Below are 13,151 nucleotides of genomic sequence, written 5' to 3'. Positions count from 1 at the left end.
CATCTTTACCAGCAGGCCGGCACTAGGCGTAGTCTAGGCCGGCCTGTTTCTTGTCTTACACTTTCGTCGGATCGAACCTCAAAGGGATATCGCCCATGGCAACCAGATCGTACAAACGGGTTCTTCTCAAGCTGTCCGGCGAGGCGCTGATGGGCGATGACGCCTTCGGGATCAATCGCGCGACCATCGCGCGCATGACCGAGGAAATCGCCGAGATCGTCGCCTTGGGCGTCGAGCTCGCCATCGTCATCGGCGGCGGCAACATTTTCCGCGGCGTGGCGCCGGGCGCCCAGGGCATGGACCGGGCCACCGCCGACTACATGGGCATGATGGCCACCATCATGAACGCCCTGGCCCTGCAGGACGCGCTCAAGCACCGCAGCGTCGACACGCGCGTGCAATCGGCGCTGAACATCGAGCAGGTCGTCGAACCCTACATCCGTCCGAAGGCGCTGCGCTACCTCGAAGAGGGCAAGGTCGTCATTTTCGCGGCGGGCACCGGCAACCCCTTCTTCACCACCGATACGGCCGCCGCGCTGCGCGGCGCCGAGATCGGCGCGGAAATCGTGCTCAAGGCCACCAAGGTCGACGGCATCTACAGCGCGGACCCCAACAAGGATCCCGAGGCGACGCGTTATGCTCGCATCAGTTTCGATGAGGCCATCGTGCGCCGCCTGGAAGTCATGGACGCCACCGCGTTCGCCCTGTGCCGCGACCAGAAGCTGCCCATCAAGGTCTTTTCCATCAACAAATCGGGAGCCTTGAAGCGCGCCGTCAGCGGCGAGGACGAAGGCACGCTGGTACACGTTTGAAATACAAGGAGTCGCCATGAGCGTCGCAGACATCAAAAAATCGGCCGAATCCCGCATGAGCAAGTCCATCGACACGCTCAAGGTCAACCTGTCGAAAATCCGCACCGGCCGTGCCCACACCGGCATCCTGGACCACGTGCTGGTCGAGTACTACGGTTCGCCCGTGCCGGTGGGCCAGGTGGCCAACGTCAACCTGGTCGACGCGCGCACCCTGAACGTGCAGCCCTATGAAAAGCAGATGGCCGGCCCGATCGAGAAGGCCATCCGCGAGTCGGACCTGGGCCTGAACCCGGTGTCCATGGGCGAAAGCATCCGCGTGCCCATGCCCGCCCTGACCGAGGAGCGCCGCCGCGACCTGACCAAGGTGGTGCGCAACGAAGGCGAGGACGCCAAGATCGCCGTGCGCAACCTGCGCCGCGAGGCCAACGACGCCTTGAAGAAGCTGGTCAAGGACAAGTCGATCTCGGAAGACGACGAGCGCCGCGCCCAGGACGACGTGCAGAAGCTGACCGACCGCTGCGTCGCCGACATCGACAAGCTGGTCACCCAGAAAGAAGCGGAGATCATGACCGTCTGACGGCGGCATGCCATAACATGGGTTTGATCAGCACCACCCAGGCCGTTCCCGAGACATCGGCGGTCCCCCGGCACGTGGCCATCATCATGGATGGCAACGGCCGCTGGGCCACGCGCCGGCATTTGCCGCGCACGGCCGGCCACGCCAAGGGCGTGCAGGCGGTGCGCCGCGTCGTCGAGGGTTGCGGACGCCTGGGCGTGCGCTACCTGACGCTGTTCGCCTTCAGTTCGGAGAACTGGCGCCGCCCGGCCGAGGAAGTCTCGCTGCTCATGCGCCTGTTCGTGCAGGCGCTGGAGCGCGAGGTCGACAAGCTGGACGGGCAGGGCGTGCGCCTGCGCGTGGTGGGCGACCTGGCGCCTTTCGAGCCGCGCCTGCGCGACCTGATCGAGCAGGCGCAGGCGCGCACGGCCCATCACGACCGCCTGCACCTGTCGATCTGCGCCAACTACGGCGGCCGCTGGGACATCCTGCAGGCGACACGCCGCATGCTGGCGGAGAATCCCGAGCTGGCGCAGCATCCCGAGGGCATCGACGAAGCCACGCTGACGCGCTACCTGTCCATGGCCTGGGCGCCCGAGCCCGACCTGTTCATCCGCACCGGCGGCGAGCAGCGCATTTCCAATTACCTGATCTGGCAATTGGCCTATACCGAGCTTTATTTCACCGACCGCTACTGGCCGGATTTCGGCGCCGCCGAACTCGAGGCGGCGTTCGAGTGGTATCGCACCCGCGAGCGCCGCTTCGGCCGCACCAGCGCGCAGTTGGGCAAACGCTGACGCCCCCGCCGGCGGTCCGCGATCACCAGGAGACTTTCCCGCATGCTAGGCCAGCGTATCGCTACCGCCGTCGTTTTGCTGATCGTGCTGGGTCTGGCCATGAGCGTCGCCACGCCATGGCCTTTCCTGGCCTTGCTGGCCCTGGCCACCGGCTGCGCCGGCTGGGAATGGCTGCGGCTGACCCTGCCCAGGCCCGGCGCCGCCGTGCTCGGCGGCGTGCTGCTGGGGCTGGCGTCCCTGGCCTTGGCCGCGCTCTGGCTCCAGGCCCCCGCGGCGGCGGCCAGCCAGTGGGCCAGCGCCATCATGTTCCGCGGCGTGGTTCCCCTGGCCGTGGCGCTCTGGATCGTGGTGGCCATTCCGACCGTGGTCCGGGGCCGCGCCGACGTCGCGCCGGCCAGCGCGGGCCTGAGCCTGTTCGCCGTGCCGGCGCTGCTCGCGGCCTGGGCGGTGCTGGCCATGCTGTTCGCGCAGCGCGGGCCGTGGTTCGTGCTGTCGCTGCTGGCGGTGGTCTGGGTGGCCGATATCGCCGCCTATTTCGCCGGCCGCGCCTTCGGCCGCCGCAAGCTGGCGCCCCGCGTCAGCCCGGGCAAGACGGTGGAGGGCGCGCTGGCCGGCGTGCTGGCCGTGGTGGCCTGGATCGCGCTCAGCAGCCAGTGGGCGCCGACCTTCGGCGCCGCCCTGGTGGCGCGCTGGGGCTGGGGCGGCGCCTTGCCGCTGGCCGCCGTGCTGGCGGCGCTGTCCATCATCGGCGACCTGTTCGAATCCCTGCTCAAGCGGCGCGCCGGCCGCAAGGATTCCAGCGCCTTGCTGCCGGGCCACGGCGGCGTCTACGACCGCATCGACGCCGTCCTGCCGGTGGCGCCGTTGGCCTTCATTCTTATCGGAGTCGCGTTTTGAGGGCATTTCAACGCATCGCGCTGCTGGGGTCGACGGGCTCCATCGGGGAGAGCACGCTCGACGTCATCGCGCGCCATCCCGACCGCCTGGGCGTCTTCGCCCTGTCGGCGTTCAGCCGCATGGAAAAGCTGGCGGAACAGGCCGCCGCGACCGGCGCCGCGCTGGTGGTGGTGCCGGACGACGCGGCGGCGGACCGTTTCCGGCAGGCCTGGCGCGGCGCGGGCGCCAGGCCGGCGATCCGCGTCGGCGCCCAGGCGCTGGCGGAGGCCGCCGCCGATCCGGGCTGCGACACCGTGGTGGCCGCCATCGTCGGCGCGGCCGGCCTGCCGTCGTCCCTGGCGGCGGCGCGGGCGGGCAAGCGCATCCTGCTGGCCAACAAGGAAGCCCTGGTCGCGGCCGGGTCGTTGTTCATGGCGGCAGTGCGCGACAACGGCGCCGAACTCCTGCCTATCGACAGCGAACACAATGCGATCTTCCAATGCCTGCCGCACGGCAGCCGCGCCAGCGCGCCGACCGAGCCGGCGGCCGGCGTGCGCCGGCTGATCGTCACGGCGTCCGGCGGGCCCTTCCGCGGCCGCGATCCCGACACCTTGCATGCGGTCACGCCCGAGCAGGCCTGCGCCCATCCCAACTGGAGCATGGGCCGCAAGATCTCCGTCGATTCCGCCACCATGGTCAACAAGGGGCTGGAAGTCATCGAGGCGCACTGGCTGTTCGCCATGCCGGCCGACCGCATCGAGGTGGTGATCCACCCGCAGAGCGTGGTGCATTCGATGGTCGAGTACCACGACGGTTCGGTGCTGGCGCAATTGGGCCAGCCGGACATGCGCACGCCCATCGCCTACGGGCTCGGTTTCCCCGACCGGCTGCAAAGCGGCGTGGGGATGCTGGACCTGGTGCGCTGGGGACGGCTCGATTTCGAGGCGCCGGACCTGCGCCGCTTTCCCTGCCTGGGCCTCTGTTTCGACGCCCTGCGGGCGGGGCAGGGCGCCTGTATCGCGCTGAACGCGGCCAACGAAGTCGCGGTGGCCGCCTTCCTGGCGGGCGGCCTGGCCTACACCCGCATCGCGCCGGTCATCGCGCAGGCCTTGCAGTGGCAGGCCGGGCGGCCATCTGTTACGCTGGGCGGCCTGGAGGATGTCCTCGGCCTGGACGCGGAAACCCGCGCCCACGTGCTCGAATGGATAGGCCGGGCGGCGGCGTGACCCTGGCCGCCGGTGCGCGGCCCCCTTTCTGTTCCCGGATTTTTTGAAATGCTCCTGACCTTGCTCGCCTTTGCCGTGGCCCTCGGCATCCTGATTACGTTCCACGAGCTGGGCCACTACTGGGCGGCGCGCGCTTGCGGCGTCATCGTGCATCGGTTCTCGATCGGTTTCGGCAAGGTGCTGCTGCGCCGCACCGACCGGCACGGCACCGAGTGGGCCATCTCGGCCATCCCCCTGGGCGGCTACGTCAAGATGCAGGACGATCCCGAGCCCGGCGCCACGCCGGCGCAGGCCGCCCGCGCGTTCAACAACCAGCCGGTGCGCAACCGCATTCTCATCGTCGCCGCCGGCCCCGTGTTCAACCTGATCCTGGCCGTGCTGCTGTATGCCGGCCTGAACCTGGCCGGGGTGCAAGAGCCCGCCGCGCTGCTGGCGCAGCCGGTGGCGGGCACGCCGGCCGCGCAGGCCGGCTTCCAGTCCGGCGACCGCATCGTGGCGATCGACGACAAGGCCGTGGCGTCCTGGAACGACGCGCGCTGGGCGCTGATGGACCGCGTCAGCGAGGGCGGCCAGGTCGAGGTCGACGTGGCGGCGGCGGCCGGCGGCACGCAGCGCCGCACCCTCACGCTGGACGGCAGCCGCATGGATCCGGCGCAAGGCGATCCCCTGGCCGCGACCGGCCTGCGCCTGCTCGAACCCAAGCCGGTGGTGCGCGGGGTGATACCGGGCAGCGCCGGCGAGCGCGCCGGCCTGCGCGACGGCGACGTCATCGTCGGCGCGGGCGGGCAGGCCACCCCGGATGCCGGCCGCGTGGTGCAGATCGTGCAGCAATACCCCGACAAGGCGCTGCCCCTGCAGGTGCGGCGCGACGGCGCCGAGCTGACGCTGTCGGTGGTGCCGCAGGCCGAGCACGACGCCGAAGGGCGGGTCATCGGCCGCATCGGCGTGCAACTGGGCGCCGACATCCCCATGGTCACGGTGCGCTACGGCCTGGGCGAGAGCCTGTGGCAGGGCGCGGTCCGTACCGCTGACACCGCCTGGTTCTCCCTGCGCATGATGGGCCGCATGGTGACCGGCGCCGTGTCCTGGCGCAATATCAGCGGTCCGGTGACGATCGCCGACTACGCGGGGCAGACCGCCCGCATCGGCCTGGCCGCCTATATTTCCTATCTGGCGCTGATCAGCATCAGCCTGGGCGTCCTCAATCTCCTACCTATCCCCATGCTGGACGGCGGGCACCTGCTGTACTATCTCATCGAAATTTTGCGTGGCAGTCCGCCGCCATCGCGCTGGCTGGATATCGGGCAGCGCGCCGGCCTGGGGCTGCTGGCCGGCCTGATGGGGCTCGCGCTTTTCAATGATTTTGCGCGGCTTTTCACCTAGCCGCGTGCCACGAACGCGCTTTCTGCCTTAAAATCCCCCGCCATTCGTACGACCGAGGACTATCCAGGATGCTTTTCCGCAGGCTGTTTCAAAACAAGAAGGGATTGTGGGCGAGCCTTCTTGCCATGCTGCTGTTGCCGGCGCTGGCTCACGCCTTCGAACCTTTTGTCGTACGGGACATCCGCGTTGAGGGCATCCAGCGTATCGACGCCGGCACGGTGTTCGGTTACCTGCCCGTCAAGGTCGGCCAGAAGTTCACGGAAGACGACGCCACCGAGGCGGTGCGCCGCCTCTACGGCAGCGGCTTCTTCAGCGACGTGCGCGTGGACACCGACCGCGACGTCGTGGTGGTGACTGTGCAGGAACGGGCAACCATTGCATCCATCAGTTTCAATGGCATGCGCGAGTTCGACGCCAAGGCGATCACCGACTCGCTGAAACAGGTGGGCTTCGCCGAGGGCCGCATCTTCGACCGCTCCATGCTGGAGCGCGCCGAGTTCGAACTCAAGCAGCAGTACATGACCAAGGGCAAGTACGGCGTCGAAGTCACGGCCACCGTCACCCCGCTGCCGCGCAACCGCGTCGGCATCAGCTTCGATATCTTCGAAGGCGAAGTGGCGCGCATCCGCGAGATCCATTTCGTCGGCAACAAGGCCTTCTCCGAAAGCGACCTGCTGGACCAGATCCAGTTGACCACGCCGGGCTGGCTGACCTGGTACACCGACACCGATAAGTATTCCCGCGAAAAGCTGGAAGGCGACATCGAGCGCATCCGCTCCTTCTACCTGGACCGCGGCTACCTCGAATTCACCTCCGAGCCGCCGCAGGTGACGATTTCGCCCGACCGCAAGGACATCTACATCACCTTCACGGTGCATGAAGGCGAGCCGTACAAGGTGCGCAGCGTCAAGCTGGCCGGCAACCTGCTCGGCCTGGACAACGAAATCAACAAACTGGTCAAGATCAAGGCCGGCGACACCTTCTCCGCCGCCGAGGTCAACGACACCAACAAGGCCATCACGGACTACCTGGGCGAGCTCGGCTATGCGTTCGCCAACGTGAACCCGAATCCGCAGATGGACCGCGCCAAGCACGAGGCCGACCTGACGTTCTACGTCGACCCCAGCCGCCGCGTGTACGTCCGCCGCATCCAGATCGGCGGCAACACTCGCACCCGCGACGAAGTGGTGCGCCGTGAAATGCGCCAGCAGGAAGCCGCGTGGTACGACGCCGGCGACATCAAGATGTCGCGCGACCGTATCGACCGCCTGGGCTACTTCAACGACGTCAACGTCAAGACCGAACCGGTCCCGGGTTCCCCCGACCAGGTCGACGTCAACGTCGACGTGAAGGAAAAGCCCACCGGCATGGTCAACCTGGGCGTGGGCTACGGCTCGACCGACCGCGCCATCCTGTCCGCGGGCATCAGCGAGGACAACGTGTTCGGCAGCGGCACCAACCTGACGCTGCAACTGAACACCAGCGCCACCAACCGCGCCGTGGTGCTGTCGCACACCGATCCGTACTGGACCAAGGACGGCATCAGCCGCACGACCTCGCTGTACTACCGCCAGACCCGGCCCTTCCTCGACAACGACGGCGAATACCGCGTCAAGACCTACGGCCTGGGCCTGAACTTCGGCATCCCGATCTCGGAATACGACCGCATCACCCTGGGCGGCGCGTTCGAACGCAACCAGATCGATCTGTACGACGACTCCCCGCAGGCCTACAAGGACTTCGTCGACCAGTACGGCGATTCGACCAATGCCCTGATCCTGTCGACCGGCTGGCAGAAGGACACCCGCGACAGCGCGCTGGCGCCGACCAAGGGTTACTTCACCAAGCTGGAGGCCCAGGGCTCGACGATGGATCTGCGCTACACGATGCTGTCGGGCCAGCAGCAGATCTTCGTGCCGCTGGGCCGCAGCTATACGCTGGCCCTGAACGGCATGGTCGACTGGGGCACGGCGTACGGCAGCAAGGACTTCCCGGTCATCAAGAACGTGTACGCGGGCGGTATCGGCAGCGTGCGCGGCTACGAAGGCTCGTCGCTCGGTCCGCGCGATACGGCGACCGGCGACTATATCGGCGGCGCGCGCCGCATCGTGGCCAACGCCCAGTTGTACCTGCCTTTCCCCGGCGCCAACAAGGACCGGACGCTGCGCTGGTTCATCTTCACCGATGCCGGCCAGGTCAAGCCGGGTTCGGGCATGACTTGCACGACCGGCAAGGCCAGCGATCCGGTAACCGATCCTTGCGGCTGGCGTTTCTCCGCGGGTGTCGGCCTGTCGTGGCAATCGCCGCTGGGACCGCTGCAACTGTCCTACGCGAGGCCGCTCAATCAGAAGCCGGGTGACGATTCACAGAGCTTCCAGTTCCAGATCGGTACTGGTTTCTAAAAGCAAGCCAATAGTGGCCGGATGTTTCCGGCCGCCTATTGCCTATCCGGTTTAGTGGCACAATAACGTTTTGCTAGACCTTATCGAAGGTGAGATTTTCATGATGTCTGATTTCGCACGCAATCTGTCCCGTCGTATCTCCCGCGCGGCTTCCGTCAACCTGATGGGCACGCTGGTCTTGGCGGGCGCGCTGCTGGCGGGCGGTGCGTATGCGGCTCCCGCCGCGGCGCAAGGTACCAAAATCGGATTCGTCAATACCGAAAGAATCCTCCGCGAGTCGGGCCCGGCCAAGGCCGCCCAGGCCAAGATCGAATCCGAATTCAAGCGTCGCGACGATGACCTGCAACGTGCCGCGGCCGCCCTGCGCGCCCAGGCCGAAAAGTACGACAAGGACGCGCCCGTGCTGTCCGAAGGCGACCGCGTCAAGCGCCAGCGCGACCTGAGCAATAGCGACGCCGACCTGCAACGCCGCCGCCGCGAGTTCCAGGAAGACTTCAACCGCCGCCGCAACGAGGAATTCTCCTCCATCGTCGAAAAGGCCAATGCCGCCATCAAGCGCATCGCCGAGCAGGAAAACTACGACCTGATCCTGCAAGACGCCGTGACGGTCAATCCGCGTGTCGACATCACCGACAAGGTGATCCAGGCCCTGGGCAAGTAAGCATCAAGCATCGTCCATGCCCATCCTGCTGGATCCCGACCATGCACCGTCGCTCGACGATCTGTTAACCGCCACCGACACCACGGGTCTCGAGTGGCGGCTCAGCGCCGCGGCCGGCAGGACACTTCCCCGCATCCAGGGCCTGGGCACCTTGTCCAGCGCGGGTGCGACGGAAATCAGTTTCCTCGCCAATCCCCGCTACCAGAGCCAGTTGCCCGCCACCCAGGCGGGGGCGGTCATCGTCTCTCCCGACGTGGAGGAGGCCCTGGCGGCGGCCGCGGACGCGCCCGGATTCGTCCGCGTCGTCTGCAAGAATCCCTATCTGCTGTATGCGCGCGTGGCGCAGTGGTTCGAGCGCGCGCGCCGGCCCGCGGCCGCGGCGTCCGTGCATCCCAGCGCCGTGGTAGCCGCCGATGCGGCGATCGGCGAGAACGTCCGCATCGGCCCGCACTGCGTGGTGGAAGCGGGCGCGCACATCGGCGATAACACCGTGCTTGGGCCCGCCTGCGTGATCGGCGCGGGTTCCAGGATAGGCCCGGATAGCTTGTTGCACGCGCGGGTTACGTTGTATGCGGGCGTAACCGTAGGCGCCCGCGCCATCCTGCATTCCGGCTGCGTGCTGGGGGCCGACGGTTTCGGCTTCGCGCCCGATCCGGCGCAGGGCGGCCGCGGCGCCTGGGGCAAGATTCCGCAGTTCGGCGGCGTCAGCATCGGCGACGACGTGGAAATCGGCGCGAATACGACCATCGACCGCGGCGCGCTGGAAGACACGGTCATCGGCAACGGCGTCAAGCTGGACAACCAGATCATGGTCGCGCACAACGTGCGCATCGGCGCCTTTACCGCGGTGGCCGCCTGCGTTGGCATCGCCGGCTCGACCACCATCGGGGAGCGCTGCACGATAGGCGGCGCCTCGATGCTCTCCGGGCACCTGACCTTGGGCGACGACGTCCATATTTCAGGCGGCACGCCGATTACGTCGAATATCTCCCGGCCCGGCCGCTACACTGGCGTATATCCCTATGCGGAACACGGGGAATGGCAACGCAATGCCGCCGTGATACAACAATTGGGACAAATACGTCGCCGCTTGCGCGACCTTGAAAAAAAATAGGGCAGGATGCCGCCTGCGCCGCCGGGGATACACTGGCGCCGGCGGGCGCCAGCCCACATCACCCTTCGTACTGCAGGAATATCAAAGACATGGAACTCGATATAAAGGGGATCCTGGACCGTTTGCCGCACCGCTATCCGATGCTTCTGATCGATCGCGTGCTCGACATCCAGCCTGGTAAATCCATCGTGGCGATCAAGAACGTTTCGATCAACGAACCGTTCTTCACGGGACACTTCCCCCATCATCCCGTCATGCCCGGCGTCCTGATCCTGGAAGCCATGGCGCAGGCCGCCGCGCTGTTTTCCTTCGCCGACGAAAACGCGCTGAAGAAAGACGACAACTCGACGGTTTATTATTTCGTGGGTATCGACGGCGCGCGTTTCCGCCGTCCGGTGGTGCCGGGCGACCAATTGCGCATCGAGGTCGATGCCGAACGCCTCAGCCGCACCATCTGTAAATATTCCGGCCGTGCGCTGGTCGATGGCCAACTGGTGGCCGAGGCCAAGCTCATGTGCGCCATCCGTAGCCTGGAAGTTTAAATGTCCGGAAATATCCATCCCACCGCCATCGTCGACCCGGCGGCCGAAATCGACAGTTCCGTCGTGATCGGCCCGTATAGCGTGATCGGACCCAAGGTGCGCATTGGCGCGGGATCGGAGATCGGTCCGCACTGCGTCATCGACGGCGTCACCACGATCGGGCGCGAGAACCGTTTCTACCGGTTCTGCTCGATCGGCGGGATGCCGCAGGACAAGAAGTACAACGGCGAGCCGACCCGCCTGGAAATCGGCGACCGCAACACCGTCCGCGAATTCGTGACCTTCAATACCGGCACGGTGCAGGACGGCGGCGTCACCACCATAGGCAGCGACAACTGGGTCATGGCCTATGTGCACGTGGCGCACGACTGCCATATCGGCAGCAACACCATCCTGGCCAATTCGGTGCAACTGGGCGGCCACGTGCGCGTGGGCGACTGGGCGATCATCGGGGGCCTGGTCGGCGTGCACCAATTCAGCCGCATCGGCGCGCACAGCATGACCGGCGGCAACAGCTCGCTGATGCAGGACACGCCTCCCTACGTGCTGGCCGCGGGCAATCCCTGCCGGCCGGTGGGCGTGAACGTCGAGGGCCTGAAGCGGCGCGGCTTCAGCCCGGTCGTCATCTCGGCGCTGCGCGATGCCTACAAGGCCATCTACCGCCGCGGCCTGTCCTTGCAGGAAGCCGCCGCGGAGCTGCGCGAACGCCAGGCGCGCGAGCCGGAAACGCGCGAGGCGCTGCAAGTCATGCTGGACTTCATCGAGGTCAGCAACCGCGGCATCATCCGGCCGTGAGCGCGGGCGCGACGCCCGCCGGGGCGCAGGCGGCGCCGGACAGCGGCCTCCGTGCCGCCGGGCCGGCCACCCATATCGGCATGGTCGCCGGCGAGCCTTCGGGCGACCTGCTGGCCGGCCGCATCATCCAGGGCCTGCAACAGCACGAACCCGGCGTCGTCTGCCAGGGCATAGGCGGGCCGCGGATGCTGGCCCAGGGTTTCGAATCCTGGCATCCCATGCACGCGCTGACCGTGTTCGGCTACATCGACGCGCTCAAGCGGATTCCCAGCCTGCTGTCCATCTACGGCGATACCAAGCGGCGCCTGCTGGCGGCGCCGCCCTCGGTGTTCGTCGGCATCGACGCGCCGGATTTCAATCTGAAGCTGGAGCTGCAATTGCGGCAGGCGGGCGTGCCGACGGTGCATTTCGTCGGGCCGTCCATCTGGGCCTGGCGCTACGAGCGCATCCACAAGATACGCGAGGCGGTCTCCCACATGCTGGTGCTCTTTCCCTTCGAGGAAGAGATCTACCGGAAGGAAGGTATTCCGGTGACCTACGTCGGCCATCCGCTGGCCGGCGCCATTCCCATGCAGCCGGACCGCGCCGCGGCGCGCGCCCGCCTGGGACTGGAGCAGGGCGCCCGCATCCTGGCCATGCTGCCCGGCAGCCGCTCCTCCGAAATCAAGGTGCTGGCGCCGCGCTTCCTGCAGGCCGTGCGCCTGCTGCAACAGCGCGACCCGGCCCTGCAGTGCGTGGTGCCCATGGTCAACGCGCAGCGCCGCGCGGAGTTCGAGGGCTTCCTGCGCCAGTATCCCGTGGCCAACCTGCGCATCGTCACGGCGGACGACGTGGCGCCGGCCGCGCGCGGGGACGGCGAGGCCGCGGGCAATGAAGGCAACCCTGAAGGCAGGGGCGGCCCCGCGCCCGTGGCCTGGTCCGTGATGGAAGCGGCCGACGCGGTGCTGGTGGCCAGCGGAACGGCCACCCTGGAGGCGGCGCTGTTCAAGCGGCCCATGGTGATTTCCTACTACCTGCCGACGTGGATGCGCCGTATCATGGCGTGGAAGTCGAAACAGCAGCGTCCCTATCTGCCGTGGGTGGGCCTGCCCAACGTGCTGCTGCGCGACTTCGCCGTACCGGAACTGTTGCAGGACGACGCCACGCCCGAAAAGCTGGCGGAGGCCACGTGGACGGCGCTGACCGACGACGCCAATGCGGCGCGCGTGCAGGCGCGGTTCACGGCGCTGCACCAGGACCTGCTGCGCGACACGCCGGCGCTGGCGGCGCGGGCGATTATCGAGGTGTCCTCCCGTGGATCAGTCTGACCTCTTCGGCATGGATGGGCTGGCCGACGTCATCGTGGCCGGCGTGGACGAGGCTGGCCGCGGGCCGCTGGCCGGCGCCGTCTATGCCGCCGCCGTCATCCTGGACCCGGCCCGGCCGATAGACGGCCTGGCCGATTCCAAGGTGCTGACCGCGGAACGGCGCGACGAACTGGCCGTGCTCATCCGTGAAAATGCCCTGGCCTGGTTCATCGCCAAGTCCAGCGTCAGGGAAATCGACAAGCTCAACATCCTGCGCGCCACCATGCTGGCGATGCAGCGCGCCGTCGCGGGCCTGCCCGTCAAGCCGGGGCTGGCCCTGGTCGACGGCAACCAGGCGCCCAAGCTGAAGTGCGGCGTCAAGACCATCATCAAGGGCGACGCCCTGGTGCCGGCCATCTCCGCCGCCTCCATCCTGGCCAAGACGGCGCGCGACGCCGACCTGGTGCGCCTGCACGGCAAGTACCCGCACTACGGCTTCGACCAGCACAAGGGCTATGGCACCGCCATGCACCTGGAGCGCCTGCGCGAGCACGGGCCTTGTCCCGAACACCGGCAGAGCTTCGCGCCGGTCAAGGCGTGGGTGGCCGGCACGGTGGAGACCCTGGTCGTCGAGACCACGCTGACCACCATAACCACGGTGACCACGATGCCGCTGGTGGCGGACTGAAAAGCTCACGCCG

General features: G+C 67.4%; 13 protein-coding genes. All 13 read left to right on the top strand.

Annotated features, from left to right (window positions below; all coding sequences use genetic code 11):
• The first annotated feature begins 95 nt into the window (after positions 1-95).
• Positions 96-812 (top strand): UMP kinase, encoded by a 717-nt coding sequence (pyrH, locus tag CAL29_RS16150; protein ID WP_094853975.1) that lies wholly within the window; start codon positions 96-98, stop codon positions 810-812.
• Between the two features lie 16 nt (positions 813-828).
• Positions 829-1,389 (top strand): ribosome recycling factor, encoded by a 561-nt coding sequence (gene frr / locus CAL29_RS16145; protein ID WP_094853974.1) that lies wholly within the window; start codon positions 829-831, stop codon positions 1,387-1,389.
• A 17-nt stretch (positions 1,390-1,406) separates the two neighbouring features.
• Positions 1,407-2,165: a polyprenyl diphosphate synthase gene (uppS, locus tag CAL29_RS16140; RefSeq protein ID WP_094853973.1), complete on the top strand. Its 759-nt coding sequence runs from the start codon at positions 1,407-1,409 to the stop codon at positions 2,163-2,165.
• A 42-nt stretch (positions 2,166-2,207) separates the two neighbouring features.
• Complete coding sequence (locus CAL29_RS16135; protein WP_094853972.1) at positions 2,208-3,062, top strand: phosphatidate cytidylyltransferase; 855 nt, start codon at positions 2,208-2,210, stop codon at positions 3,060-3,062.
• Positions 3,059-4,267 (top strand): 1-deoxy-D-xylulose-5-phosphate reductoisomerase, encoded by a 1,209-nt coding sequence (locus tag CAL29_RS16130; protein WP_094853971.1) that lies wholly within the window; start codon positions 3,059-3,061, stop codon positions 4,265-4,267. Before CAL29_RS16135 ends, CAL29_RS16130 begins: the two co-directional genes overlap by 4 nt.
• A 48-nt stretch (positions 4,268-4,315) precedes the next feature.
• The gene (gene rseP / locus CAL29_RS16125) at positions 4,316-5,650 is read left to right on the top strand and encodes an RIP metalloprotease RseP (RefSeq protein ID WP_094853970.1); all 1,335 of its coding nucleotides are present in this window, start codon (positions 4,316-4,318) and stop codon (positions 5,648-5,650) included.
• Positions 5,651-5,718: 68 nt separating this feature from the next.
• Positions 5,719-8,052 (top strand): outer membrane protein assembly factor BamA, encoded by a 2,334-nt coding sequence (gene bamA, locus CAL29_RS16120; protein ID WP_094853969.1) that lies wholly within the window; start codon positions 5,719-5,721, stop codon positions 8,050-8,052.
• Between the two features lie 100 nt (positions 8,053-8,152).
• Complete coding sequence (locus tag CAL29_RS16115) at positions 8,153-8,713, top strand: OmpH family outer membrane protein (RefSeq protein WP_094853968.1); 561 nt, start codon at positions 8,153-8,155, stop codon at positions 8,711-8,713.
• A gap of 16 nt (positions 8,714-8,729) precedes the next feature.
• A complete protein-coding gene (gene lpxD / locus CAL29_RS16110; RefSeq protein WP_094853967.1) occupies positions 8,730-9,827 on the top strand; it encodes a UDP-3-O-(3-hydroxymyristoyl)glucosamine N-acyltransferase in 1,098 nt (365 codons plus the stop codon).
• A gap of 89 nt (positions 9,828-9,916) precedes the next feature.
• Positions 9,917-10,369, top strand: coding sequence for a 3-hydroxyacyl-ACP dehydratase FabZ (gene fabZ / locus CAL29_RS16105; protein ID WP_094853966.1), 453 nt, complete (start codon positions 9,917-9,919; stop codon positions 10,367-10,369).
• Positions 10,370-11,164, top strand: a complete 795-nt coding sequence (lpxA, locus tag CAL29_RS16100; RefSeq protein WP_094853965.1) for an acyl-ACP--UDP-N-acetylglucosamine O-acyltransferase — start codon at positions 10,370-10,372, stop codon at positions 11,162-11,164.
• An 80-nt stretch (positions 11,165-11,244) separates the two neighbouring features.
• On the top strand, positions 11,245-12,471 hold the full coding sequence (lpxB, locus tag CAL29_RS16095; protein WP_094854133.1) for a lipid-A-disaccharide synthase: 1,227 nt from the start codon (positions 11,245-11,247) through the stop codon (positions 12,469-12,471).
• Complete coding sequence (rnhB, locus tag CAL29_RS16090; RefSeq protein ID WP_373559774.1) at positions 12,458-13,138, top strand: ribonuclease HII; 681 nt, start codon at positions 12,458-12,460, stop codon at positions 13,136-13,138. Before lpxB ends, rnhB begins: the two co-directional genes overlap by 14 nt.
• Positions 13,139-13,151 lie beyond the last annotated feature (13 nt).

The organism is Bordetella genomosp. 10 (genome assembly GCF_002261225.1).
GTDB lineage: Bacteria > Pseudomonadota > Gammaproteobacteria > Burkholderiales > Burkholderiaceae_B > Bordetella_C.
This window is presented reverse-complemented; position numbering and strand designations above follow the sequence as displayed.